The sequence below is a fragment of the Pseudomonas sp. NFACC46-3 genome (genome assembly GCF_900114515.1).
In the GTDB taxonomy this organism is placed as follows: domain Bacteria; phylum Pseudomonadota; class Gammaproteobacteria; order Pseudomonadales; family Pseudomonadaceae; genus Aquipseudomonas; species Aquipseudomonas fluorescens_Q.
In genome coordinates this window covers 12,271-37,856 of the sequence record NZ_FOTH01000037.1, presented here as the reverse complement: position 1 = coordinate 37,856, position 25,586 = coordinate 12,271, and the positions used below count along the sequence as shown (strand labels likewise).

Below are 25,586 nucleotides of genomic sequence, written 5' to 3'. Positions count from 1 at the left end.
ATTGGTTATGAAGTCCGCTTCGTGGATCCAAGGCCCTTTGTTTATCAAGGATTATCCGTGAGCCAAAAGGGCCAAAAACAAAACTTCAATTGGTGACCATTGACAGTATTGGTCACGAGCGCAAGAATGGGTTCCCCATCCTCTGTCCAGTAAAGGGAACCTATGCTCCGGCTCCGACCTGTCACCCTTGCCGCTTGCTTGTTGCCTCTTGTCCTCACGGCGTGCGGCGACTCATCCACTGCCACCGATCCGCGCACGCTTGCTCCTCTGGTGAGGGTTGCGCAGGTGCAGGGTTCCTCCGTCGGCGCTCGCTCTTTCACTGGCGTCGTGGCGGCCCGCGTCCAGAGCGACCTGGGTTTTCGTGTGTCAGGCAAGGTCCTGGAGCGGTTGGTGGATGCCGGTCAGGCGGTCAAGAAAGGCCAGCCGCTGATGCGTCTGGACCCCATCGACCTGGGCTTGCAGGCGCGAGCCCAGCAAGAGGCTGTCACGGCCGCGCGCGCCCGGGCCAAGCAGACCGCGGACGATGAAGCTCGATATCGCGAACTGGTGGCCGCCGGGGCGATTTCGGCGTCGGGCTATGACCAGATCAAAGCCGCCGCCGATACCGCGAAGGCGCAGCTCCGCGCCGCCGAGGCGCAAGCCGACGTGGCCCGCAATGCGTCCGGCTATGCAGTGCTCCTCGCCGACGCCGATGGTGTGGTGATGGAAACGCTCGCCGAGCCGGGGCAAGTCGTCAGTCCGGGTCAACCGGTGGTCCGACTGGCGCGAGCCGGGCAGCGCGAAGCCGTCGTGCAACTGCCCGAGACCCTGCGACCAGCCGTCGGGTCCAGCGCCCAGGCGACGCTGTATGGCAGCACCAGCGGGGCGGTCACCGCCAGGCTCAGACTGCTTTCCGATTCGGCTGACCGGGTGACCCGTACCTTTGAAGCGCGCTATGTCCTGGAGGGCGCCCTGGCTAATGCACCGCTGGGCTCGACCGTCACACTGCGTATCGCCGAGGGCGTGGCCCAGGGGCCGGTGCTGCAAGTGCCGATTGCGGCGCTGTACGACCCCGGCAATGGCACTGGCGTGTGGGTCATCGACGGCGAGCCGGCAAAAGTGACTTGGCGTCCCGTCCAGGTCTTGGGCTTGAGCGACGACGCGGCGCGCGTTGCAGGCCGTCTCAACGTCGGTGAGCGGATTGTCGCCCTGGGTGCACATCTGTTGCGTGAAGGCGAACCCGTCCGGCTGCTTGCACCGGGCGATGTGAACATCGCGGGGACCCGCCAATGAGCTTCAATCTTTCGGCGCTCGCCGTGCGCGAGCGCGCCATCACGGTATTTCTGATTTTCCTGATCGCCGTCGCCGGGACCTTGGCGTTCTTCAAGCTTGGCCGCGCGGAGGATCCGCCGTTCACGGTCAAGCAACTGACCGTCATTACTGCATGGCCGGGGGCGACGGCGCGGGAGATGCAGGACCAGGTCGCCGAGCCCCTGGAAAAACGCCTGCAGGAGTTGAAATGGTACGACCGCTCGGAAACCTACACTCGTCCCGGCCTGGCTTTCACCATGGTTTCGCTACTGGACCGCACGCCGCCTTCACAGGTGCAGGAAGAGTTCTACCAGGCGCGCAAGAAGCTCGACGACGAAGCCACCAAGTTGCCGGCGGGGGTGATCGGGCCACTGGTCAACGACGAGTACTCGGACGTGACGTTTGCGCTGTTTGCCCTCAAGGCCAAGGGTGAGCCGCAGCGCCTGCTGGTGCGCGATGCCGAGGTGTTGCGCCAGCGCCTGTTGCATGTGGCGGGGGTGAAGAAGGTCAACATCATCGGCGAACAGGCCGAGCGCATTTTCATTTCCTTTTCCCATGACCGGCTGGCGACCTTGGGGGTCTCCCCCCAGGACATCTTCGCCGCACTGAACAGCCAGAACGTACTGACACCCGCCGGCTCCATCGAAACCAAAGGGCCACAGGTTTTCCTGCGGGTGGAGGGGGCCTTCGATACCTTGGAGAAAGTCCGCGACACGCCGCTGACAATCCAGGGGCGCACGTTGAAGCTCTCGGACGTGGCGACGGTTGAACGTGGCTATGAAGACCCGGCCACCTTCCTGGTGCGCAACAACGGCGAAGAGGCGTTGTTGCTGGGCGTGATCATGCGCGAGGGTTGGAACGGCCTCGATCTGGGCAAGGCGCTCGATGCCGAGACGAGCAAGATCAATGAAGACATGCCGCTGGGCATGACGCTGACCAAGGTGACCGATCAAGCCGTGAACATCGATTCGGCCGTCGGCGAGTTCATGGTCAAGTTTTTTGTCGCGCTGCTGGTTGTGATGCTCGTGTGCTTTCTCAGCATGGGCTGGCGTGTAGGCGTTGTGGTCGCAGCGGCCGTACCGTTGACACTGGCCATCGTGTTTGTGGTGATGGCGGCTACCGGAAAGAACTTTGACCGGATCACCTTGGGTTCGCTGATCCTGGCGCTCGGGCTGCTGGTGGACGACGCGATCATCGCGATCGAAATGATGGTGGTGAAAATGGAGGAGGGCTACGACCGGATCAAAGCCTCCGCCTATGCCTGGAGTCACACGGCCGCACCGATGCTGTCCGGTACGCTGGTGACCGCGATTGGCTTCATGCCCAACGGTTTTGCCCAATCGACCGCTGGCGAATACACCAGCAACATGTTCTGGATCGTCGGCATCGCCCTGATCGCCTCCTGGGTGGTCGCGGTGGCTTTTACCCCTTACCTGGGGGTGAAAATGTTGCCGGACATCAAACCGGTCGAGGGCGGACATGCCGCCATTTACAACACCCGCCACTACAATCGCTTCCGCCAGGTCCTGACGCGGGTCATCAGCCACAAATGGCTGGTGGCCGGTACGGTGATCACGCTGTTTGTCGTGGCCGTCCTGGGCATGGGCCTGGTGAAAAAGCAGTTCTTTCCAACTTCTGACCGTCCCGAGGTCATGGTCGAGGTGCAAATGCCCTATGGAACTTCCATCGAGCAGACCAGCGCCGCCACGGCCAAGGTCGAAGCCTGGCTGCAAAAACAGGCGGAAGCGAAAATCGTCACCGCCTATATCGGACAGGGCGCGCCGCGTTTCTTCCTGGCAATGGCGCCAGAACTCCCAGATCCGTCGTTCGCCAAGATCGTCGTGCTGACGGACAGCCAGGAGGCACGGGAAACCCTCAAGTTCCGTCTTCGCGAAGCGGTTGCCGCAGGGCTTGCCCCAGAGGCCCGTGTCAGGGCGACCCAGATTGTGTTCGGTCCGTATTCACCGTTTCCGGTGGCCTACCGGGTGATGGGGCCTGATCCGACGAAACTGCGGGAGATTGCCGCACGCGTACAGGACGTCATGCAAGCCGGCCCGATGATGAGGACGGTCAACACCGATTGGGGGCCGCTGGTGCCGACGCTGCATTTCAACTTGGATCAGGATCGCCTGCAGGCGGTCGGACTGACATCCAGTGCCGTCGCCGAGCAACTGCAATTCCTGCTGGCCGGGGTGCCGATCACGGCGGTTCGTGAGGACATCCGTTCGGTGCAGGTCGTTGGTCGAGCCGCCGGTGACATCCGTCTTGACCCCGCCCGGATCGAAGGCTTTACGCTGGTAGGGGCCGCCGGGCAGCGTATCCCGCTGTCCCAGGTCGGCGAGGTGGATGTACGCATGGAGGATCCGATCCTTCGGCGGCGCGATCGTACGCCGACCATCACCGTGCGCGGCGACATCGCCGAAGGCTTGCAGCCACCAGACGTATCGAGCGCGATGCTCGTGCTATTGCAGCCGATCCTCGACACGCTTCCTGACGGCTACCGGATCGAGCAGGCAGGGGCTATCGAGGAGTCGGGCAAGGCCAACCAAGCAATCCTGCCCCTGCTGCCGATCATGGTGGCGCTGACGCTGCTGATCATCATTGTCCAGGTGCGTTCGATCTCGGCGATGCTCATGGTGTTCTTAACCGCGCCCTTGGGACTGATTGGCGTGGTGCCTATGCTGCTGATATTCCAACAGCCGTTCGGCATCAATGCCCTGGTCGGCCTGATCGCACTGTCGGGCATCCTGATGCGCAACACGCTGATCCTGATCGGGCAGATCCATCACAACGCCCAAGAAGGGCTGGATCCGTTCAATGCTGTCATCGAAGCCACCGTACAGCGGGCCCGCCCCGTGCTGTTGACGGCGCTGGCGGCGATCCTGGCGTTCATTCCCCTGACGCACTCGGTGTTCTGGGGTACGTTGGCCTACACGCTGATCGGCGGTACGTTCGTCGGCACCCTCATGACCCTGGTGTTCCTGCCGGCAATGTATTCCATCTGGTTCAAGATCCGTCCAGTCCAGCCTGCTCCAATGGAAACAGTACGGCTGGTATAAGCGAGTGTTCGCGCGTGGCTGCCAGTGAGCGCCCACCGAAATGAAGAGGTTCTTATGAGTACTCCCGAAGGTCAAAAGCGAATCGTCGTCACGGGTGTCGGCATTGTCGGCCCCCTGGGCTGCGGTGTAGAAGAGGTATGGCAGCGGTTGCTGGCCGGCCGCTCCGGCATTCGTATCCTGCCTGGCGATATCACCGAGGGTACCGGTGTGGCCGTAGGCGGCCAGGTGCCGTCGTTGGAGGAAGACGCCAGCGCTGGCTACGACCCCGAGCGCGTCATCCCGCCCAAGGATCGCAAGAAAATGGATCGCTTCATCGAGTTTGCGCTGGTGGCCGCCCATGAGGCCCTGGAGCAGGCGGGCTGGCATCCGACTGAAGCCGTCGACCAGGAACGCACCGCGACGATCATTTCATCGGGCGTGGGTGGGTTTGGCGCCATTGCCGATGCCGTACGCACCACCGACTCGCGGGGGCCGCGTCGGCTGTCACCGTTCTCTGCACCGGCGTTTCTCGCCAACATGGCGGCCGGCCACGTGTCCATCCGGCATGGCCTCAAAGGCCCGCTCGGCGCACCGGTAACCGCCTGTGCCGCCGGCGTCCAGGCCATCGGCGATGCGGCCCGGCTGATCCGGAGCGGGGAGGCGGACATTGCCATTTGTGGCGGTACCGAGGCGGCGATCGATCGCGTGACCCTGGGTTGTTTCGCGGCGGCCAGGGCGCTCTCCACCGGTTTTGCCGAACGCCCGCAGGAAGCGTCGCGCCCCTTCGACCGTGATCGCGACGGCTTTGTCATGGCCGAAGGCGCGGGGTTGTTGGTGATCGAGTCGCTGGAACACGCGTTGGCGCGTGGGGCCAAGCCCCTGGCGGAACTGGTCGGCTATGGCACCAGCGCCGATGCCTACCACCTGACGGCCGGCCCGGAAGACGGCAACGGCGCCCGCCGCGCAATGGAACAGGCGCTGCGCCAGGCTGCTGTCAGTCCGGCCGACGTGCAGCATATCAATGCCCACGCGACCTCTACCCAGGTCGGCGACAGCGGGGAGCTGGCGGCGATTCGTTCGGTGTTCGGCACGGAATCCGGGGTGGCGATTACCTCGACTAAATCGGCTACCGGCCACCTGCTGGGCGCGGCCGGGGGCATTGAAGCGGTTTTCACGGTATTGGCGCTGCGTGACCAGATCGTGCCGCCGACCCTGAACCTGGTTAGTCCTGACGAAGCCGCCGCTGGGCTTGATCTGGTTGGCCTGAAGGCCAGGAAGATGCCGATTACCCACGCGCTTTCCAATGGGTTCGGGTTCGGTGGCGTCAATGCCAGTGTGTTGTTTCGTCGTTGGGAGGCTGAGGCTTGAGCATTTGATCTGGTGTCGCCCGCCGCGAAGGGCCATCCCGCGCGGCGTATCACCCGTCACGCCAATTTCGATTTTTCCTTAAGAACTGCAAAACCGTGCCGATACAGCGCGGTAGATCCGATTGTGCGGGCGCTCCAGTGGTGTCCCGCCGAACGATATTCCAGGCGTTCGTGCGCCTGTGCCCTTGTGATTTTTCAGGTTTGACCAGAATCGGACCTCAGGTGATGAACCATGTCAGCCCACGCCAGGACCGAACTGGAAGGCGCCCTTGCAGTCTGCAAAGGTAGTTTTCTTGCCGTTGGTTTTTTCAGTTTTTTCGTCAACTTGCTGATGCTGGTTCCTTCGTTCTACATGCTGCAGGTGTATGACCGCGCGGTAGGCAGCGCCAGCCTGTCGACCCTGTTGATGCTGACGCTGATCATGTTGCTGTTGATGATCACCCTGGGTGGTTTGGAGTGGGTCCGTTCGCGAATCATGGTGCGGATCAGCACTCGCTTGGACACGCTGCTGAGCCAGCGTCTGTTCGACGCCAGTTTCAAGCAGGCGCTCAATACCAGTGGCATGAATGCCACGGCCCAGCCTTTGAGCGACTTGAATGGTTTGCGCCAGTTCCTGACAGGCAACGGCCTGTTTGCATTTTTTGACGCGCCGTGGATCCCGATCTACCTGGCTGTCATGTTCATGTTTCATCCCTGGTACGGCTGGATGGGGGTCGTGAGTGCAGCGTTGTTGGGCGCGCTGGCCTTTGCCAACGAAAAGCTTACCCACTCACCGCTGCAGGCCGCCAACCGCGAACAGGTGGCGGCCACCGCCTTCACCAACAAGAGCTTGCGCAACGCTGAAGTGGTGCAATCCATGGGCATGCTTGCCAGCCTGCGCCAGCACTGGAGCGGGCGAGCCCACAAGGTCCTTGCGCTGCAAAGCCTGGCCAGCGACCGCGCCGCAACCATGACATCGGTGTCCAGGACATTCCGGCAGATCGTCCAGTCGCTGGTGCTGGGCCTGGGCGCCTATCTGACGATCAATCACGAGATTTCGTCCGGGCTGATGATTGCCGGCTCGATTTTGCTAGGGCGCGCGCTGGCGCCCATCGATCAGTTGATCGGCGTATGGAAAGGCTTTCTGGGGGCCCGCTCGCAATATGCCCGGCTGCACGAATTGCTGCTCAAGATTGCCGCCGAGCCTGAACGCATGTCGCTACCGGCACCTGAGGGGGCGATTCGCGTCGAGGGCCTTTCGGCCGGATCCCCCGATGCTCGCAAGCCGATTATTCGCGGCGTGGGCTTTCAGGTCGCCGCGGGTGAAGCAGTGGGCATCATTGGTCCCAGCGGCGCTGGGAAGTCGACCCTGGCCAGGGCACTGCTCGGCGTCTGGCCAAGCCTGGCCGGCACCGTACGCCTGGATGGCGCGGACATCAGCCAATGGCGTAGGGAGGAGTTGGGCCCGTACATCGGCTATCTGCCGCAGGACATCGAGTTGTTCGAGGGCACCATCAGCCAGAACATTTCCCGCTTCGGCCCGGTGAACGCACCTGCCGTGGTCGCTGCCGCGCGCATGGCGGGTGTGCATGAGCTGGTGCTGCAATTGCCCGATGGCTACGACACGGTGATCGGCGCCAATGGCGGTGGATTGTCCGGCGGTCAGCGGCAACGTATCGGCCTGGCGCGCGCCTTGTACGGTGAGCCGCGCCTGGTGGTGCTCGATGAACCCAACTCCAACTTGGATGAGACCGGCGAAAAAATGCTCGCCGAGGCGCTGCAAAAACTCAGGCAGAGCAGGGCCACGGTGTTTGTCATTACCCATCGACCTGGGGTATTGGCGCAGGTGGATAAATTGTTGGTGCTCAATCATGGCGAACTGAGTCTGTTCGGGCCGCGGGACCAGGTCCTGGCCCGCTTGCGCGATGCGACGCCCGCGGCCCGCCAGGCTGCCGCGATTCAACCGTAGGAAGCGGATGAGCGATTTCATGCAAAACAGCAAACACTCGTCCACCGCGTTGCTTGTCGATGACACGCCGGTAAGGCGCGTCGGCTACCTCATGCTGCTGGTCACCTTTGGCCTGTTCGGTGGCTGGGCTGCGTTGGCCCCGCTCGACAGCTCGGCACTCGCGCCGGGCGTGGTCACGGTCAAAAGCTACCGCAAGACGGTGCAGCACCTTGAGGGCGGCATCGTGCGCGAACTGCGCGTGCATGATGGTGACTTGGTCAAAACCGGCGATGTGTTGCTGGTGCTCGACAACACCCAGGCCCGTTCGGAAATGGAAACGACGCGCAGCCAGTTGATTGCCGCGCTTCAATTGCAGGCCCGGTTGGAGGCTGAGCGTGACGCATTGCCCGAGCCTCTGGCGGTGCCTGCCCTGGATCCCGCGGACCCACGGGTGCAAGAAGCCCGCGACAGTGAGGCCCGGATCTTCCAGACCCGACGGACCTCGTTGCTGGGCGAAATCGGCTTGCAAGAGAAGACCATCGGACAAATCGAAGAACAGATTCGCGGATTCAAGGCCATCATCGCCAGCAAGCAAGCGCTGGCGGCTTCCTATCAAGAAGAAATAGTCGATTTGCGGGCACTGCTTGCCGAAGGCTTCGTGGACAAACAGCGACTGCGCGAGCAGGAGCGCAGCCTCTCTCGCCTGCAAACCGAAATAGCTGAAAGCCAGTCCGAGATTGCGCAAGCGCATGTCCATATCGACGAGGCGAGATTGAAGATACTGCAGTTGAAAAAGACCTTCGCCAGTGAAGTCGCCGGCCTGTTGGGCGATGCACGGACCAAAGTGTACGAACTGCGCGAGCGACTGGCCACCCTGCGGGACCGCGATCAACGTACCGATATCCTCGCGCCCGAGTCCGGAATGGTCATGGGCATGACGGTCCATACCCTCGGCGCGGTGGTCAGCCCAGGCACTGCGCTACTGGACATCGTCCCGGCCAACGAAGAGCTGATCATCGAGGCGCAGGTGTCGCCGATGGACATCGACCGCATCGCGTTGGGCAAGCTGGCGGACATTCGCTTCAGCGCGTTCAAGAGCAGCACCACGCCTGTCATCGAGGGGCAGCTGGTGCAGATTTCCGCCGACCGTCTGATCAACAAGGACACAGGCACGGCTTATTACCTGGCACGCGTGGCCTTGACGGACAAAGGGCGCCAGACATTGGGCAACCTTACCCTGGTGCCGGGAATGCCGGTCGAAGTGCTGGTCAATACGGGCGCGCGGACGCTGTTGCAATACTTGATACAGCCGGCGAGCAATGTGTTCGCCCGTTCGTTGATCGAGGACTGAGATGAAGTTCCTGATCACGATGTGCCTGGCCCTCCTGCCGCTGGGAGCGCTCGCTGATGATACTTATGTCGACCTGTGGCAACTGCACCAGGAAGCGCAGGGGGCTGATCCGCGTGTCCTGCGGGCACAAGCCCTGGTTCGAAGCGGCGAGGGCAAGGAACGCGCGGCCTTTGGTCAACTATTGCCACAGCTCAACGCCAGCGGCAGTGTCAACCGCAGCCGGCGCGACGACGACCTGGACCGTATCCAGTACAACGGCAAACGCATGGCCGTGATGCTCAATCAGGTGATCTACGATCCCCAGGTCTGGCGCAGTTACCAGAAGTACCTTGAGTTGGCCCGGCAGAGTGGCTACGAGTCGGTCGATACGCGGGTGCAGGCCAGCATTGATTTGTCCGAGCGTTATTTCGCCGTTCTTGCTGCGGAGGACGAGTTGTCGCTGGTGCGCAGCGAGCTGGAGGCGACCGAGCGTAACCTCAAGCGAGTCAAGGCCTTGTACGCGCGGCAGATGGCGATGGTGACCGACACACTCGACCTTGAGGCGCGAGTGGATGCGCTCAAGGCTGACGAGATCGAAGCCAGCAACAAAGTCCTGGTCAGTCGTGAAGCGATTTCCGAACTGGTGGGGCGCGATGTCAGCGAGCGGTTCAAGCGCATCGGCGACAATCCAGCCTTCATCCTGCCAGCGCAAGCGCAGGACTACTGGGTGCAGACGGCGCTCGACAGCAACCCGGCGCTGCACGCCCGGGAGCACAGTGTTCGCGCCGCCGAGGCGGCCATCGCTGAAAACAAGGCAGGGCATCTTCCCCGGCTGGGCCTGAATTTGACGGCGCAGCGCAGTGACATTGGCTACGAAGGCGCCGTGACGCCTCGCTCGGACAACCTAGTTGCCTCCCTGGATTTGCAGATGCCGCTCTACAGCGGCGGTTCCACCCGTGCACGGGTATCGAGTTCCGAAAGTGACAAGGAAGCCGCCCAGCAGGAGCTGGAAGCCTTGCGTCGCCAGGTCATCAAGGAAACCCGCACTGCTTATCTCGGCATGACGGCCGAGCTCAGCCGGATCAAGGCTACACGGCGGGCGCTGGAGTCGGCTGAAAAGTCTCGGGTCGCCACGGAAAAAGCCTTCGGCTATGGCGTCAAGAACGCAGTCGATGTGCTGGACAGTATCAAGGACGAGTTTCGTGCGCGGCGTGATTTCTATCAGTCCCAATACAAGTTCGTGACCAGCTTGCTGGTGCTGCATCGCTGGAGCGGAAGATTGGGAGAAGGGGATATTCGCCGGGCCAATGAGTGGTTGGTTGCGCCATAGCTGGTTGGATTCAAGCTTGAAGAGAGTGGCTATGTGATATCACTTTTTCTGTTTCTAATGCAAAATAACCCATTGTAGCGGCCGCATTTCGGAAGGCCGCAGATTGCTCACAGGAGATTTCATATGCCCACTCCGGTTGGTTATTCATACACTTCGTCGGCAACGCTGACCGGCAATGCACAAGTCGACAGCTTGCTGGTTGGTACCTATTGGATGGGCAATACCTGGAGTACCGGTACGTTCACCACACCCCTGACGTACAGTTTCATGACTGAGACTTCGCGTTTTGCCCGCTACTACAGCAGTGACAATGAGTATGAAGCCAGCTACGTCCTGACGTCAGCCCAGCAAAGTGGTATTACCAGTGCGCTCGACCTGTGGGGCTCGGTTGCCAATATCAAATTCACCCAGGTCAGTGAATCCACCACCACCGTAGGCGACCTGCGGTTCGGCGGCTATCTGAATATGGAAAGCGACACCGCAGCCTGGGGCTATTTCCCTGCCGATACCCCCAGCGGCGGTGATGTCTGGCTCGGGCCAGTGACGAACAACCCAACCCCGGACAAGGGCACTTACGACTACCTGGTTTTTATGCATGAGATCGGCCATGCACTTGGTCTCAAGCATCCGTTCTCCCAAAGTCTGTCAAACACCACGGTGCTTGCAGCTCAGTTCGATGACGTTCGCAATACGATCATGAGTTACAACACCTCGTATTCTTATGAGCCCACCACTCCCATGGTGCTGGATATTGCCGCCATCCAAAGTCTCTATGGGGCCAACACTCAATGGCAGACCGGCAATAACACGTATCGCTGGGAGCCCAGCCAATCGGTTTTCGAGACGATCTGGGACGCGGGTGGTATTGACACGATCGACGCGAGCAATCAGCTGGCAGCGGTCCGCATCAACCTGAATGAAGGCCAGTTCAGTAAGATCGGCCAATCGTTTCTGGAGCTCGACACTCAAACGGCCTTCAGCGAAGGATTGGCGATCGCCTACGGTGCCAAAATTGAAAACGCATTCGGCTCGGCCAATGACGACACACTGATCGGCAATGCATTGGCCAACGTTCTGAACGGTCGCGCGGGCGAGGATACGATGATCGGCGGGGCTGGCAACGACACTTACGTCGTCGATAACATCGGTGACAGCGTGCAGGAAAGCAGCACCTTGGCCAGCGAAATCGATGCTGTCATTTCGTCCGTCAGCTACGTCCTGGGTGCCAACATCGAGACGTTGAGGCTGGGCGCAAGCGCCAATATCAACGGCACGGGCAACACGTTGAACAATCGCATCGACGGTAATGCCGGCGCCAATACCCTGGATGGCGGCAGCGGTATCGATAACTTGACTGGTGGTGCAGGCAATGACACTTACGTGGTCGACAACCTCAAGGATGTCGTCAGCGAAACCAGCGCCCTGGCCAGCGAAATCGACACCGTGCGCTCTTCAGTGAGCTGGACGCTGGGCGCCAACGTGGAAAACCTGATCCTGGCCGGTTCCGCCCCTATTAACGGCATTGGCAATGCCCTGAACAATGTGCTGACTGGTAACGCCGCCAACAACGTGCTGAACGGTGGAGTCGGACAGGACACACTGATCGGTGGCGCGGGGAATGACACCTACTTGGTCGACGACCTCAAGGATATTGTCAGCGAAACCAGCACCCTGGCTGGCGAAACCGATACCGTGCGTTCCTCACTGAAATGGAGCCTGGGCGCCAATCTGGAGAACCTCACGTTGACCGGCAGCGCTCACCTCAATGGCGGTGGTAACGCCCTGAACAACGTGCTGATCGGCAACGATGGCAACAACGTGCTGAGCGGTTGGGGGGGCAGCGACACGTTGGACGGCGGTAGCGGTATCGACACGCTTGTTGGTGGTACCGGCAACGACACTTATGTGGTCGACAACCTCAAGGATATCGTCAGCGAAACCAGCACCCTGGCCGGTGAAATCGATACCGTGCGCTCCTCACTGAAATGGAGCCTGGGCGCCAATCTGGAGAACCTCACGTTGACCGGCAGCGCTCACCTCAATGGCGGCGGTAACGCCCTGAACAACGTGCTGATCGGCAACGACGGCAACAACGTGCTGAGCGGTTGGGGGGGCAGCGACACGTTGGACGGCGGCAGCGGTATCGACACGCTTGTTGGTGGTACCGGCAACGACACTTATGTGGTCGACAACCTCAAGGATATCGTCAGCGAAACCAGCACCCTGGCCGGTGAAATCGATACCGTGCGCTCCTCACTGAAATGGAGCCTGGGCGCCAATCTGGAGAACCTCACGCTGACCGGCAGCGCTCACCTCAAGGGCGGCGGTAACGCCCTGGACAACGTGCTGATCGGCAACGACGGCAACAACGTGCTGAGCGGTTGGGGGGGCAATGACACACTGAGCGGCGGTCTGGGCATTGACAGCCTCACCGGTGGAGCTGGAAGCGACCGCTTTGTCTTTAATACGCTGGGTGAGCTGGGCATGGGGTCCACCCGTGACACTATTTCCGACTTCAGCAGCCTACAGGGCGACAAGTTGGATCTGTCGAAACTCGATGCCAATCTCTTGACCTCGTTTGCCGACACGTTCAGCTTCGTAAATTCGAATGACTTCACGGCAGCAGGACAACTGCGCTTCGTCGATCAGGTGCTGTACGGCAACGTCAATGGCGATCTGGGCGCGGATTTTGAAATCCAACTGGTGGGTGTCAATACCCTTAATGTCACCGATCTGATCGCCTGATAGAGCAGTTCGGGGGGCCGAGGGAATGATCAGGGCCCTGAACCATTGAGCGCTCAGTGTCCCGACGGGCGCTCACTCAAGAACAACCATGAACCCCATGGCGAGGAAGCACGCCCCCTCGCCACCTGTTTTGTCTTCTGCCTAATCAGTTCATTGATTTCATGAGCGCTGATCTATTTAAGCGCCGGGAGAAACGCTGGCCGCATCATCAACATCGGCTCTATCCTTGGTGTCGTGCCGGTTCCTTATGCTGCCCTCTATTCAGCCAGCAAGCATGCGGTGGAAGGTTATTCTCAAGCGCTGGATCCCGAATTGCGTACACACGGCATCAGGGGCACGGTCGTCGAGCCCGGCTATACCAAGACTCGATTCGAGAGCAACACCCTCCAACCCCACGCTAGACTCGACGTGTACGAAGACGTTCGGGTAAAAGTGACGAAAGTGGTGAGCCAGGCCATGGCTCCGGCGCACTTGCTGGACACGGGCATTCGCAGAGCGCTGCAGCTCGAAACCAGATGGCCTGCTCAGGCACGCTGACAGCGATGACCATCCGTTTGAACGAACAGGACAAAAACCATGACCTTCAAAGCGCTGCTCACGACCAAAACCGGCGAAGCGATCTCGACCCAGCTGGTTGACTTCAAGGACGAGGACCTGATGCCCGGTGATGTCACTGTCGCGATCGAGTTCTCGACCGTGAACTACAAGGACGCCATGGCCCTCAGCGGACGCTCCCCCGTCATTCGCCAGTTTCCGCTGATTCCGGGCATCGACTTCGCCGGCATCGTCGAGACGTCCAGCCACCCGGGGTTCGAGGCCGGCGACCGTGTGCTGGTCAACGGCTGGGGGCTGAGCCAGACCCACCACGGGGGCTTTGCGCAGAAGGCGCGGGTGAGCGGTGACTGGCTGGTAAAGATCCCGGAAGTATTCTCGACCCAGGCGGCCATGGCCATCGGCACCGCGGGCTATACGGCGATGCTCAGCGTCCTGGCATTGGAGCATGGCGGGCTGACCCCTGATCGAGGCGATATCCTGGTCACCGGCGCCAGCGGTGGCGCCGGCTCGGTGGCTATCGCACTGCTGTCGGGCCTGGGTTATCGAGTGATCGCCTCGACCGGACGACTAGAGGAGGGTGACTACCTGCGCGACCTTGGTGCGACGCAGGTTATCGACCGCAACACCTTGTCGCAGCCGGGCGCACCGATCGCCAAGGAACGCTGGGCTGGCGTCATTGATTCGGTGGGCAGTCACACCCTGGCCAATGCTTTGGCACAGACCCAATATCGCGGTGTTGTCGCTGCCTTCGGCCTGGCTCAGGGCGCGGATCTGCCTGGCTCGGTGCTGCCCTTCATCCTGCGCAACGTGACCCTGGCCGGTATCGATTCGGTCAACGCTCCGCAAGCGGTGCGCCTGCAGGCATGGTTGCGACTCGCCCAGGACCTTGATTTGAGCAAGCTGACCCGCACCACCCAGATGGTTGGCTTGGCAGAGGTGCCGGCCGTTGCCGCTCGGGTACTGGAAGGCAAGGTGCGCGGGCGCACTGTGGTGGACGTGAATGCATGAGCAACCACTTGTGGACCACCACGTGGATGTCACGCTCGCGCAGGTATCGGGTCAGCACAGTGCGGTCGGCGTCGCTCCAGTCGATGTCCTGTTGGACGAACCAGCCGTCGACAAAGGCGCCGAATTCGCCGCACAGCTAGATGAACTCATTGGCCAGCGACAGCACGCGTAGGTCCGGGTTTCTATGCGTTATCGGTCTGGTCGATGGTGATCGGTGTCGTGGCTGACCAGATCGTCTCCACGCTCCAGGCCCAGCAGGATCCCACGACGTTTATCTAGGGCCTGTCCGACACGTTGTCGGCTCGCACCTGACTCAGGTCTCATCCCCGCAGCGCTGCTGGTTGGCGTGTTCCTCGCGGCGCGACTGCGCAAGGCGGCACCGCAGCGGTATTTGGTGCTGGGTAGTCACAAGCTATAGGAGCGGCGCAGTATCGATGACGCATGAAAAGGATAAGGCTAAGCTCATTGGATCCCCGCGTTCCAGAGCCTCGGCGGCCGGTGTGCCAGGCTGGACCTAAATAGCAGAGGAGTCTTGCGATGGCGCTTGCACGAGCGTTGGCATTCGATGTGTTCGGTACGGTGGTTGACTGGCATTCAGGCATCGCACGTGAGGCGAGTCCATTCGTGTCGACCTACCTGCCCGCTGTCAGCCCCGCGGAATTTGCCATGCAATGGCGCCGGTTGTATGCGCCAGCGTTGCGCGAGTGCATCAAGGGGCATGGAGGCTTTGTTGTCCTGGACACATTGCACTACGAGACGCTGGTCCAATTGTTGACGGCTTACGGCCTGGAAGTCGACCAGGTTGACCCCGGGGTATTGCACACGCTTGCCCATGCCTGGCGTCGCCTGGACCCTTGGCCTGACGTAGCCGAGGGCCTGGCCCTGCTGCGTCGGCGCTTTACGGTGGTGACTTTGTCCAATGCCAATGTGGCCTTGATGATCGCTATGAACCGCTACAACGGTTTGCAATGGGACGCGCTACTGGGAGCGGAGTTCGCGCAAACCTACAAACCGGATCCTGCGGCGTACCTGTCCACGGCCAGGGCATTGGCCATCAAACCCGCTGAACTCTGCCTGGTGGCCTGCCACCACAGCGATCTTGCGGCAGCCAGGGATTGCGGCCTGATGACGGCCTATATCGACCGGGCCATGGAGTATGGCGGAGCGCCTGCACCCGATGCAGCCCAAGCCCAGGATTGGGATTGGCAGGCCGATGGTTTCATTGACCTGGATCGCAAGCTTCAGGCGTTGTCTACCTGATCAAACGCCGGGCGACGCCATGGTGCACCACCAGCCCTTTCCAGCGTGCATGAGTTGCCGGATGTCTGGCTGACGAAGGGACTTGATATATATCAACGCCAAGGTTGCTCTGACAGAGGATGGTGAATCTGCAACGGAGGTGCCCGTTGTAACGCAACGACGGCGACCCGCCGCAGCGTACTAGCCATCTGGCGCGACCAGGATCGTCCATCACATCAATGCCTCAGGAGGTTCCCCATGATTCAGAGCCCCTCATTGCAAACCACGTTGCCGAACCGCACCGAGGCCGGTCGGCGATTGGTCGAGCCCTTGCTCAAATACACCAACAGAGCTGACGTCATCATCCTTGCCTTGCCTCGTGGTGGTGTCCCGGTGGCTTACGAAGTCGCTACGGCCCTGGACGTTCGCCTGGACCTGATGCTGGTGCGCAAGCTTGGCGTCCCTTCGCATCCGGAGTTTGCCATGGGCGCCATTGCCAGCGGCGGCATACAAATCCTCAATGACGACGCACTGCGGGTACACCCGATCGACCGTGCCAGTTTCGAGGCCGTAGTCGCGCGGGAAACGCAGGAGTTGTCGCGGCGCGAACAGGTGTATCGGGGAAACCGTCCGCCATTGCAGCTCAAGGACCAGATCGTGATCCTGGTCGACGACGGCTTGGCAACCGGTTCCTCCATGATGGCCGCGGTCCATGCGGTGCGCGTGCAGTCCCCGGCGCGCATTGTTGTCGCGGTGCCGGTTGGTCCGCTGGAAACGGTCGAGGCTTTGCGCAGCGAAGTGAATGAAGTGATTTGCCCACTCATTCCCGAGTGGATGATGTCGATCGGTTATTGGTATTTGGATTTTGCCCAGACGTCGGACGCAGAAGTCATTGAGCTCATGCGCCAGGCCTGGCAGCGGGAAGCTTTGAGTGGTGGCAGGAAGGAGTGGACACGAACCTGCGATTACATTGGACCACTTGAAGAGTGGCTCGGTGTACGGCGCTCTCCAGCTTTCCAGGAATTACGCCCAGTTTGAGGATGAGAAGACTAAGCGATTTCAGGACGTTGTACTCACGGTCACGGAGGGCCCTGACAAGATGCCAACCGCCAAAGCTCTTGAGGCAGCAGCTGAGAGCAAGGATAAAGTCAACGCCTACCTGATCGAGAAGCTGACGGAGAAGATGGGGCCCAAGAAGAATAACGATCCGGGTAACTGACACCTTTCAATGAGATAAATCCATTAAATTGTGCCTAAGACCAGAAATTAAGCAATAAGACACAGTTTTAGGGAATTAAGTCGCTTGATGGGGCTGAGCGTTAATTCTATAATTTTGTGCACTAACTGGCACAGAATGGGCTTGGTACACGTTATGTTGGATTTAAGCTTCAGCAAGCCGAGCGAGGTCGTCAAGCGCCTCTGCGATCGCTTGCGCACAGAGCGCTTGGCGCGGGATATGACACAAGCCGACTTGGCCGGGCGTGCCGGCATCGGCACAAATACAGTGTCCAACCTTGAAGCCGGGCGCAATGTCGGATTCGAGAACGTCGTTCGGGTGGCGATGGCTCTTGGCCGAACCAAGGAACTGGAAGGCCTGTTCCTGCCAAAGCTGGACAGCATCGAGGATATTCGGCGCTACGAAAACAGCGCCAATCGTCTGCGTACAAAGAGGAAGTCCGGCAATGCTTGAGCAGGTCAACGTCTTCTACGAGGGATGGGGTGAGCGATGGCAATGGGGCACGCTGGTCTCCACGACTGCCCTGACCGGTCGCCCGCTGATCGTGTTCGAGTACAGCAATGAAGCCAGGCAAAGGGGCTTGGAACTGTCCTCCTACACGCTGCCGTTGGAGGGGGCTCACTTGCGCCGAGATTTTCCGGACCACCAACTGTACCTGCCAGGGCCTGTTTACGACTCCTTGCCGGATGGGTGGGGCATGTTGCTGATGGACCGTATGTTCAGGCGCCGCGGGCTCACCACGGCGCGCATCGGCTCACTGGAACGGCTGGCCTACATCGGTAGCAATGCAATGGGGGCCATGACGTTTGAGCCCGTGGCACCCGAAGGGCAGGAATCTGATGTCCACATCCCGCTGGAGCAGCTTGCCGCCGAAGTGCGGGAAGTGCTCCATGGAGACGGTGGCGAGTTCCTGCAGACGTTGCTGTTGGTGGGCGGCTCGCCTCAAGGTGCAAGGCCTAAGGCCCTCGTCTATCGCGATCCCGAAACTGGCCGGTTTACCACTGCCGTCACGCCGGGTTTTGAAGCCTGGTTGATCAAGTTCCCGGCCAAAGAAGAACAGGCCGAGGTTTGCGCAATCGAAATGGTCTACGCCGAGTGCCTGCGCATGTGCGGTATCGAAACCCCTGACACGCAGTATTTCAGTCTGCCTGACGGGTTGGCAGCGTTTGCCAGTAAGCGATTTGACCGCCGGGATGGTCTGCGCGTACCCATGCAAAGCCTCGCGGCCTTTACGGGGGAAAATTACCAATCTCCGGGGGTGTTGGACTACGTCAATTTTTTGCGGGCAACGCAGATGTGTACCAACGACGTGCGAGAGATGGCGGTGGCCTTCGAACGTGCAGTCTTCAATGTTGCGTTCAACAACAGAGACGATCATCCCAAGAACTTTGCCTACATCATGTCGCAAGACGGTCAGTGGAGACTGTCGCCGGCTTACGACGTGACCTTCTGCGAGGGGCCAAGTGGATATCACCAGATGGATGTGATGGGGGAAGCCCTGTCGATTTCCCGCACGCAAATGCTTCGGCTTGCCGAGGAAGCCGAGGTGCCCCCGGACGTCGCAGGCAGAATGATTGACGGCATTTGTGATGTGGCGAGCCAGTTTGCAAGCATTGCCGAGAATCTATACCCACAGGTTATTACTCGAGACACCTTGCGCACGATCCAAGACCGCATCGATCAGAACGTAGCTCGGTTACACCGTGGTCATGCGGTCGGCGGTTGCCGTTGAAGATCGGAGGAGCAGACGCTCATCGGCTGCATGTTCACCGTTGCGCTGAAAGTCTCATATCTGTCTAGCGACTCGCAGAGAGTCCGGTCGGAGCTATCACATCAATATGGGCTAAGGAAAGGCAGGATGATCAGATGAACAGCCTGCCAGAAGACGCTTAGAGACTCTCAGGGAATATTTTCAGTGAACGGAGGAGGCCCTCCTACCAAGGGACTCACTTAGTCCCTTGCAGGTTTAAACCCTATAACCAACCCTTGATCTGTGCGCACACAGCCTGGGTGGAAATACCATAGCGATCGTGCAACGTCGGAAGCGCACCAGCATCGAGAAACGCGTCCGGCAACGCTATTTGCCGGAACGTCGGCGTAACGCCATTGCGCAACAGCACGGTCGCCACCGCTTCGCCCAATCCGCCGATGATGGAGTGATTCTCGGCAGTCACTACCAGTCGTCCCGGCTTTCTGGCTTCCGCCAGAATAGTCTGCTCATCCAAAGGTTTGATGGTGGGAACGTGAAGCACCGCGACATCCACGCCGTCAGCCTGAAGTTCCTTGGCGGCTTCCAGGGCGCGCATGGTCATCAAACCGGTGGAAATGATTAAAACCTCATTGCCCGTGCGCAGGGTCTTGGCTTTGCCGATCTCGAATTCATAGCCATATTCGTCGAGCACCAGCGGTACGTTGCCGCGCAGTAACCGCATGTAGACTGGCCCTTGGTGCGCGGCTATGGCGGGCACGACTTGTTCGATTTCCAGGGCATCGCAAGGGTCGACGATCATCAGGTTGGGCATGGCGCGGAAGATCGCCAGATCATCCGTTGCCTGGTGGCTGGGGCCGTATCCGGTGGTCAGGCCCGGCAGACCGCAGACGATTTTAACGTTGAGGTTTTCCTCAGCAATCGCCATGCAGATGAAGTCATAGGCCCGGCGCGACGCAAACACCGCGTAAGTGGTGGCGAAGGGCACGAACCCCTCCCGAGCCATGCCGGCTGCCGCGCTCATCAACAGCTGCTCAGCCATGCCCATCTGGTAGAAGCGCTCTGGGTGCGCCTTCGCAAAAATGTGCAGGTCGGTGTATTTGGACAAGTCAGCCGATAAACCCACGATGTCCTGGCGCTGGTCCGCGAGTGCGGCCAGTGCGTGACCGAATGGCGCTGGTTTTGTGGCCTGGCCTTCAGCGGCAATCGAGGCAATCATCGCCGAGGTGGTCAGCTTTTTCTTCGGCGCTACAGGCGCCTGAGCCGTCATGTTGGTTGCGTTGCTCATACTGTTTTGCCTTCTTCCAGGTTGTTCAAGGCCACATCCCATTCATGCTCGTCGACGCGGATGAAGTGAGTCTTTTCGCGGTTTTCCAGGAACGGCACGCCTTTGCCCATCCTGGTATCGCAGATGATGACGCGCGGTTGTGCGCCAGGATGGCTGCGGGCAGCGTCGAACGCCTTGACCAAGGCGTCCAGGTCATTGCCGTCTACCCGCTGGGTGAACCAGCCAAAGGCTTGCCATCGGTCAACGATGGGTTCAAATGCCAGCACTTCACTGGAATGTCCGTCGGCTTGCTGGTTATTCACGTCGACGATGGCGATCAGGTTGTCGAGTTTCCAGTGCGAAGCGGACATGACCGCTTCCCAGGTGGATCCCTCATTCAGCTCGCCGTCCGACAGCAGGTTGTAGACGAATGAGGTGGACTGTTTGCGCTTCAAACCCAGGCAGGCACCCACTGCTATACCCAGTCCCTGGCCTAGCGAACCGCCGGTGATCTCCATGCCGGGGGTATAGGCGGCCATGCCGGACATGGGCAGGCGGCTGTCATCCGAACCGTAGGTTTCAAGCTCATCCAGTGGAATGATTTGCGCCTCGATCAGCGCGGCATACAGCGCAATCGCGTAGTGACCGATGGAGAGGTAGAAGCGATCACGCTGTTCCCACTCAGGGTCTTCGGGCTTGTAGTTCAAGGCGTGGAAGTACGACACGGCCAGCAAGTCTGCCGCGCCCAGCGCCTGGCCCACATAGCCCTGGCCCTGGACTTGGCCCATGCGCAAGGCATGGCGGCGAATGTTATGGGCGCGCTGCACCAGTGTGATGGAGGACGCGCGCGATAAGGTGGAAGTCATGGAAATTCTCCGTTAACTCAACGATTGACCGAAGCGGCAGGAATACGCAGCACCAAACAGGCACCGATGCACAGCACACCGGTAATCAGGTACATGCCGATGGCGCTCGAACCGGTCGTGGTAGTGATCCAACCAATCAGGTAGGGCGAGCAGAAACCCGCCAGATTGGCAAAGCTGTTGATTCCAGCGATCCCGGCAGCGGCGGAGACACCACCGAGCAAGGTGGTCGGCAGCATCCAGAACAGTGACGACGCCGACAGCACCCCTGCTGCTGCAAGGCAGAGGCACAACACCGACAACGTCAGGTTGGCTCCGAACACCGCCGCCAACGTGAGGCCCAGCGCACCGGCAATCATCGGCGCCACCAGATGCCAGCGGCGCTCCTGGTGCTTGTCGCCGCTGCGCCCCATCAGCACCATCGCGACGATGGCGCACAGGTAGGGGAGGCTGGTGAGCAAGCCGATGAGCATCGGATCGGCAACACCGGCATTACGGATAAGTGTCGGCAGCCAGAAGGTGATCGCGTATTGGCCCATGACCACGCAAAAGTAGATGCAGGCGAGAATCCACAGGCGGCGGTCGCGCAGGAATGCGCCGACCGATGCATGGGTGACTTTGCGGCTGTTGTCCTCGGCCAGTTCTTTGCTGACCAGCGCTTTTTCTTCATCGGTGAGCCAGGTCGCCTGGTGCACGCCGTCCTTGAGGTAGGCCAGCACCATCAGGCCAACGATGACGGTCGGAATGGCTTCGATCACGAACATCCACTGCCAGCCCGCCCAGCCATGCACGCCGGCGAACTGGGTCATGATATAGCCTGAGAGCGGCCCGCCGATCATGCCGGAGAGCGGGATGGCGATGAACCACAGCACGGTCATTTTGGCGCGGCGGTAGGAGGGGAACCAGTAGGTGAGGTAGAGCAGCAGGCCCGGTGCGAGACCGGCTTCGGCGATGCCGAGCAGGAAGCGCAGCGCATAGAACTGCCAAGCCGTTTCCACGAAGGCGAAGAGGGCGGAGATAATGCCCCACGAAATCATGATGCGCGCGATCCAGCGACGGGCACCGACCTTGTGGAGAATGAGGTTGCTCGGCACTTCGCAGAGGAAATAGCCAAGAAAGAACACGCCCGCGCCGAGCCCGTAGACGGTTTCGCTCAGGGACAGGTCGTTCATCATCTGCAGCTTTGCAAACCCGACATTTACCCGGTCCAGATAGGCGCACAGGTAGCACAACATCAGGAAAGGCATCAGTCGCCAGGCAGTTTTGTGATACGCGCTTGCGCGCACTGTGGATACAGTGTCGAGCGTCATGGTGGTCATCATGAGGGTCTGATCTCTTGTTTTTATAGAACGCCGCGCTTGAAGCCCGGCGTATCCTCGATCCTGAACTTAATGAACTGCGGGGGCTGACACCTGTGGTCAGTGGATCAACATGCCGCCGTTTACATCCAACGTGATGCCGGTGAGGTAAGAGGACAAGTCGCTGGCGAGAAACAGTGCCGCATTGGCAACATCCTGCGCTGCGCCAAGCCGACCCAGCGGGATGCTTTCGATGATTGCGTGGCGGCGTTCATCCTGCATCAGGCCTCCGGTGATGTCGGTATGGATCAGGCCTGGCGTAATGGAGTTGACGCGAATGTTGTCCGCGCCAAATTCGCGTGCCATGGCCTTGCCCAGTCCGAGCACGCCGGCCTTGGCGGCGCTGTAGTGCGGGCCGCCGAAAATACCACCGCCGCGCTGGGCCGATACGGATGACATGCAGACGATGCTGCCCGAAGCCTGAGCGCGCATCACCGGAATCACTGCCTGGGACATCAACAGCGTGCCGCGCAGGCTGACATCCAGGACCTTGTCGTAATCGCTCGGGCGAATATCCAGGGTCTTGATGGGCTGGGTGATGCCGGCATTGTTGACGAGTATGTCGATACGGCCGTAGTGCTCCACCACCTTGGCGACCGCAGCCTGGACTTGTGTCTCATCGGCGACGTTGGCAGCCAGGCCCAGGTGGCCTTCGCCGAGGGTGGCTGCGGCGTCACGGGCGGCGGATTCGTCGAGATCCAGGATTACAACGCGGGCGCCGTGTTGGGCGAAGGTGAGCGCGGTTGCGCGGCCGATGCCGCGTGCGGATGCGGCGCCAGTAATAATCGCGACTTTGCCTTGAAGAAGCATGAGGGATACCTCTGATTGTTTTTATGGTTCGATTCAACGATCGATGGCTCAGAGTGGTCCCCGTCGACAGGCCGAGCAATAACGCAAACGTCACTGCTACATGAATAAAATTCAGCACTCGTCAATGCGGACCGCAAATGCTTGAATGGCACGATCCGCTCGCGACCCAAAAACAATAGGCTGAATACCGATGCGCCAGGACGATCTCCCTTCATCCCATCTGCCACCGCTGAGAGCCATTCAAGCCTTCGAGCAGACTGCCCGTTTTGGCAACCTGGCAAGAGCCGCCGAAGTGCTCGACCTCACGCCGTCAGCGATCAGCCACCAATTGGCCAAGCTAGAGGTGATGATTGGTCGACAGTTGTTTGTGCGGGCAGCGCGTGGGGTGACCCTGACGCCAGTGGGTGAGCAGTACTTGAAGGACATTTCCGGTCTGTTGCAGAGCCTTGAGGTCGCCACCGAGCGGGCAGCGAGTGACGTCAGCATGGATTGCCTGCGGCTGCATTCCTCCCCCAGCTTTGGCTTACTCTGGTTGATGCCGCGGTTGGAGTCGTTTCGCTTGAGCAATCCGGACATCCAGATCAATTTGTCCTGTTCTTATGAATCGCTGCACTTCAGTCAGGACAAGATCGATGTCGATATTCGTCACGGCCGGCCTAATTGGCCCAGCTATGAAGTGCGCACCGTGCGTAACGAAAGTTTCGCTGTGCTGGCCTCGCCCAAGCTGATCGCGCGCTGCGCGGTAAAAAACGCAGCAGATCTTCTGGCGCAAGAGCTGATCCTTTCCGAAGCAACCTTGCTCAAGTGGCCTGAGTGGTTCGCCCAGCATGGTCTGGCGCGCCCCGAAAAGCCCTACGCCTTGAGTTTTGACCGGTCCTACATGAGCCTGGAAGCCGCTAGCCACGGCTTGGGCTTCGCCCTTGAAAGCACGCTGCTGGCGCAAAAATACCTCGCCAACGGTTCGCTGGTTGAAGTCGCCCCCGAAGCCTTGAGCTCTGCGGTCGCCGCCCACCATTTGGTGTTCCCCAAGGCTCACTCCAGTTTCCCCAGGGTCAGGCGGTTCTTGGGTTGGATGGAAGTGGAGTTAGGGCATAGCTTTGTGTTCTAGCGCAGCCCCCGCGGGCACCATTGCTGATCGAATCAGATAGGAGGTAGATCATGTCCGCCCCGGGCCTGATCATTGGAATCGCCTCTGACGTAGCAAATAGAACCAAGGTCGTGAAAGAAATATCCAGGGGGAGTTCCAGATCAATCAGAGGAGAATGATGAGGAACTCTTCTACATAGTCGATAGGATCGGATTACTCATCGCGTCGCGATGGGACCGGCGACGCTCAGGGTGGCCACCGGGCCCAGCAATGGCCATCCAACGTCGTGTCAGGGGGGCTAGAGGGTGATGGGAGTGCCGCCGAGGCGGTCTGACTCATAGGCCGCCTCGATGATGCGCATGACGTGGTGCATGGTTGCAAGTCCGGCACCGGTATAGGCTGTGTCACGGCCGGGGGTGAGGACATCGGTTACGAAGTTATCGTAATACACGTCAGAGTTCAGGCTCATGGTCAGGTCACTTGCCTCTCCAACCGTGTCGATCAGCCGCAAGCCATCCGGGGTCGAGCGCACGTAGAACTGATCGGTTGACAATGAAAACGAGTACTCCCGTTGCTCGGGTGTGTTAGCCGGGTAATTGTAGCCAGTTTCGATGGTGCAGATGCAGCCGCTCTCGGTCACCAGGGTCATCATTGAGGCTATCTCTACGGCGGTCAGCTGCGGGTCGCGATGCATGACGGCGGACACGCTGCATATGCGCTCTCCGGACATTTGCTGCGCCAGATCGACGAAATGAGGGGCAAGGTTGATCGTGCATCCACCACCCGAGCGTTTCGGGTCAAGCATCCAGGAGCAACTGTTCGTCAAGTAGCGTCCGGGCGGGCCGGCGTTGAATCGAAACGACAGGGTTCTCCATCTGGCACCACGCTGCAACGCCGCATGCTTGACGCGGTTCAGTAATTCACTGTGCCTCCAAACCAACGGCACCGCCGCGAACACGCCGGCAGCTTCGGCGCGTTGGTGCAGGTCCAGTACTTCATGCTGGGTAAGTCCGCAGGGCTTCTCCATCGCGAACGGAATGTTGCGCTCGACCAGTGCCTTGCCCATGGCATACAACTCGTCGTGCGGGCCAAAGGCGAAGGCGAAATCAGCCTCTTCGTTATCGAGCAGGGTTTTCCAGTGATCGTAGCGTCGCGCTCCGAAGCGCTGGGCGAGGGCGGGACCACGGGACCCGGTGGCGTCGGATACCGCCGTGACGCTCACATCAGGCAGGCGCTCAAGGGCATCAAGGTAGAGCGGAGTGTGCCAGTGGCTTACTTCAAGAAGAACGACTTTCAAGCACTCATTCCTTATAAATAAGTATGTTTGACGAGCTTGCCGGTGCCCTCGGGTGCGATCAAGCCCGAACATAACAGCGCGCGAGCCACGCTGTTAAGCGTTTCGGTTCGGGTTATGAAGAGGGGAGCCG

Annotated in this window: 19 protein-coding genes; 14 read left to right on the top strand and 5 right to left on the bottom strand. The window is 60.2% G+C overall.

All coding sequences use genetic code 11. The annotated features are described in order from the left end of the window. Positions 1 to 162 precede the first annotated feature (162 nt). From BM300_RS25915 to BM300_RS25845, 13 genes are all read left to right on the top strand, one after another. Complete coding sequence (locus BM300_RS25915; protein ID WP_092464381.1) at positions 163 to 1,272, top strand: efflux RND transporter periplasmic adaptor subunit; 1,110 nt, start codon at positions 163 to 165, stop codon at positions 1,270 to 1,272. Further along, positions 1,269 to 4,349 carry an efflux RND transporter permease subunit gene (locus BM300_RS25910; RefSeq protein WP_092464378.1) on the top strand — a complete coding sequence of 1,027 codons (3,081 nt, stop codon included), beginning with the start codon at positions 1,269 to 1,271 and terminating at the stop codon, positions 4,347 to 4,349. Before BM300_RS25915 ends, BM300_RS25910 begins: the two co-directional genes overlap by 4 nt. 54 nt (positions 4,350 to 4,403) lie before the next feature. Further along, entirely contained in the window at positions 4,404 to 5,696 is a 1,293-nt protein-coding gene (gene fabF, locus BM300_RS25905) for a beta-ketoacyl-ACP synthase II (RefSeq protein ID WP_092464376.1), read from the top strand. A gap of 231 nt (positions 5,697 to 5,927) precedes the next feature. Then, positions 5,928 to 7,643, top strand: coding sequence for a type I secretion system permease/ATPase (locus BM300_RS25900; protein ID WP_092464374.1), 1,716 nt, complete (start codon positions 5,928 to 5,930; stop codon positions 7,641 to 7,643). Positions 7,644 to 7,662: 19 nt separating this feature from the next. Then, on the top strand, positions 7,663 to 8,973 hold the full coding sequence (locus tag BM300_RS25895; RefSeq protein WP_256572687.1) for an HlyD family type I secretion periplasmic adaptor subunit: 1,311 nt from the start codon (positions 7,663 to 7,665) through the stop codon (positions 8,971 to 8,973). A 1-nt stretch (position 8,974) separates the two neighbouring features. Then, complete coding sequence (locus BM300_RS25890; RefSeq protein ID WP_092464372.1) at positions 8,975 to 10,282, top strand: TolC family protein; 1,308 nt, start codon at positions 8,975 to 8,977, stop codon at positions 10,280 to 10,282. 123 nt (positions 10,283 to 10,405) lie between these two features. After that, positions 10,406 to 13,027: a M10 family metallopeptidase gene (locus BM300_RS25885; protein ID WP_063320954.1), complete on the top strand. Its 2,622-nt coding sequence runs from the start codon at positions 10,406 to 10,408 to the stop codon at positions 13,025 to 13,027. Between the two features lie 168 nt (positions 13,028 to 13,195). Continuing rightward, positions 13,196 to 13,564, top strand: coding sequence for an SDR family NAD(P)-dependent oxidoreductase (locus tag BM300_RS25880; protein WP_371914672.1), 369 nt, complete (start codon positions 13,196 to 13,198; stop codon positions 13,562 to 13,564). A gap of 39 nt (positions 13,565 to 13,603) precedes the next feature. Further along, positions 13,604 to 14,590 carry an acrylyl-CoA reductase (NADPH) gene (locus BM300_RS25875; RefSeq protein ID WP_092464370.1) on the top strand — a complete coding sequence of 329 codons (987 nt, stop codon included), beginning with the start codon at positions 13,604 to 13,606 and terminating at the stop codon, positions 14,588 to 14,590. Between the two features lie 537 nt (positions 14,591 to 15,127). After that, on the top strand, positions 15,128 to 15,850 hold the full coding sequence (locus tag BM300_RS25865) for a haloacid dehalogenase type II (RefSeq protein WP_092464368.1): 723 nt from the start codon (positions 15,128 to 15,130) through the stop codon (positions 15,848 to 15,850). A 237-nt stretch (positions 15,851 to 16,087) separates the two neighbouring features. Continuing rightward, positions 16,088 to 16,867 carry a phosphoribosyltransferase gene (locus tag BM300_RS25860; protein ID WP_256575859.1) on the top strand — a complete coding sequence of 260 codons (780 nt, stop codon included), beginning with the start codon at positions 16,088 to 16,090 and terminating at the stop codon, positions 16,865 to 16,867. A gap of 334 nt (positions 16,868 to 17,201) precedes the next feature. Further along, positions 17,202 to 17,519 (top strand): helix-turn-helix domain-containing protein, encoded by a 318-nt coding sequence (locus tag BM300_RS25850; RefSeq protein ID WP_072346046.1) that lies wholly within the window; start codon positions 17,202 to 17,204, stop codon positions 17,517 to 17,519. Next, positions 17,512 to 18,798: a type II toxin-antitoxin system HipA family toxin gene (locus tag BM300_RS25845; protein ID WP_092464364.1), complete on the top strand. Its 1,287-nt coding sequence runs from the start codon at positions 17,512 to 17,514 to the stop codon at positions 18,796 to 18,798. Before BM300_RS25850 ends, BM300_RS25845 begins: the two co-directional genes overlap by 8 nt. 241 nt (positions 18,799 to 19,039) lie before the next feature. Here BM300_RS25845 and BM300_RS25840 read toward each other — a convergent pair whose 3' ends face one another. The 4 genes from BM300_RS25840 to BM300_RS25825 all read right to left on the bottom strand — a co-directional run bounded on the left by BM300_RS25840 (position 19,040) and on the right by BM300_RS25825 (position 23,072). Continuing rightward, on the bottom strand, positions 19,040 to 20,062 hold the full coding sequence (locus BM300_RS25840; protein ID WP_092349159.1) for a transketolase family protein: 1,023 nt from the start codon (positions 20,060 to 20,062) through the stop codon (positions 19,040 to 19,042). Further along, positions 20,059 to 20,907 (bottom strand): transketolase, encoded by an 849-nt coding sequence (locus tag BM300_RS25835; protein ID WP_092349156.1) that lies wholly within the window; start codon positions 20,905 to 20,907, stop codon positions 20,059 to 20,061. The genes BM300_RS25840 and BM300_RS25835 overlap by 4 nt, the downstream gene beginning before the upstream one ends. A 17-nt stretch (positions 20,908 to 20,924) precedes the next feature. Next, positions 20,925 to 22,226, bottom strand: a complete 1,302-nt coding sequence (locus tag BM300_RS25830; RefSeq protein WP_092142989.1) for an MFS transporter — start codon at positions 22,224 to 22,226, stop codon at positions 20,925 to 20,927. Positions 22,227 to 22,322: 96 nt separating this feature from the next. Beyond that, positions 22,323 to 23,072 carry an SDR family NAD(P)-dependent oxidoreductase gene (locus BM300_RS25825; protein ID WP_072346036.1) on the bottom strand — a complete coding sequence of 250 codons (750 nt, stop codon included), beginning with the start codon at positions 23,070 to 23,072 and terminating at the stop codon, positions 22,323 to 22,325. A 190-nt stretch (positions 23,073 to 23,262) separates the two neighbouring features. Between BM300_RS25825 and BM300_RS25820 the strand changes: the two genes are divergently transcribed. Beyond that, on the top strand, positions 23,263 to 24,180 hold the full coding sequence (locus BM300_RS25820; protein WP_092142995.1) for a LysR substrate-binding domain-containing protein: 918 nt from the start codon (positions 23,263 to 23,265) through the stop codon (positions 24,178 to 24,180). 277 nt (positions 24,181 to 24,457) lie between these two features. Here BM300_RS25820 and BM300_RS25815 read toward each other — a convergent pair whose 3' ends face one another. Then, entirely contained in the window at positions 24,458 to 25,456 is a 999-nt protein-coding gene (locus BM300_RS25815) for a Gfo/Idh/MocA family protein (RefSeq protein WP_092349153.1), read from the bottom strand. Positions 25,457 to 25,586 lie beyond the last annotated feature (130 nt).

Bases quoted from the DNA above. Each gene is read 5' to 3' on its own strand.
- BM300_RS25915 (WP_092464381.1), top strand. From the start codon at position 163: ATGCTCCGGCTCCGACCTGTCACCCTTGCCGCTTGCTTGTTGCCTCTT.
- BM300_RS25910 (WP_092464378.1), top strand. From the start codon at position 1,269: ATGAGCTTCAATCTTTCGGCGCTCGCCGTGCGCGAGCGCGCCATCACG.
- fabF (WP_092464376.1), top strand. From the start codon at position 4,404: ATGAGTACTCCCGAAGGTCAAAAGCGAATCGTCGTCACGGGTGTCGGC.
- BM300_RS25900 (WP_092464374.1), top strand. From the start codon at position 5,928: ATGTCAGCCCACGCCAGGACCGAACTGGAAGGCGCCCTTGCAGTCTGC.
- BM300_RS25895 (WP_256572687.1), top strand. From the start codon at position 7,663: ATGCAAAACAGCAAACACTCGTCCACCGCGTTGCTTGTCGATGACACG.
- BM300_RS25890 (WP_092464372.1), top strand. From the start codon at position 8,975: ATGAAGTTCCTGATCACGATGTGCCTGGCCCTCCTGCCGCTGGGAGCG.
- BM300_RS25885 (WP_063320954.1), top strand. From the start codon at position 10,406: ATGCCCACTCCGGTTGGTTATTCATACACTTCGTCGGCAACGCTGACC.
- BM300_RS25875 (WP_092464370.1), top strand. From the start codon at position 13,604: ATGACCTTCAAAGCGCTGCTCACGACCAAAACCGGCGAAGCGATCTCG.
- BM300_RS25865 (WP_092464368.1), top strand. From the start codon at position 15,128: ATGGCGCTTGCACGAGCGTTGGCATTCGATGTGTTCGGTACGGTGGTT.
- BM300_RS25860 (WP_256575859.1), top strand. From the start codon at position 16,088: ATGATTCAGAGCCCCTCATTGCAAACCACGTTGCCGAACCGCACCGAG.
- BM300_RS25850 (WP_072346046.1), top strand. From the start codon at position 17,202: ATGTTGGATTTAAGCTTCAGCAAGCCGAGCGAGGTCGTCAAGCGCCTC.
- BM300_RS25845 (WP_092464364.1), top strand. From the start codon at position 17,512: ATGCTTGAGCAGGTCAACGTCTTCTACGAGGGATGGGGTGAGCGATGG.
- BM300_RS25840 (WP_092349159.1), bottom strand. From the start codon at position 20,062: ATGAGCAACGCAACCAACATGACGGCTCAGGCGCCTGTAGCGCCGAAG.
- BM300_RS25835 (WP_092349156.1), bottom strand. From the start codon at position 20,907: ATGACTTCCACCTTATCGCGCGCGTCCTCCATCACACTGGTGCAGCGC.
- BM300_RS25830 (WP_092142989.1), bottom strand. From the start codon at position 22,226: ATGATGACCACCATGACGCTCGACACTGTATCCACAGTGCGCGCAAGC.
- BM300_RS25825 (WP_072346036.1), bottom strand. From the start codon at position 23,072: ATGCTTCTTCAAGGCAAAGTCGCGATTATTACTGGCGCCGCATCCGCA.
- BM300_RS25820 (WP_092142995.1), top strand. From the start codon at position 23,263: ATGCGCCAGGACGATCTCCCTTCATCCCATCTGCCACCGCTGAGAGCC.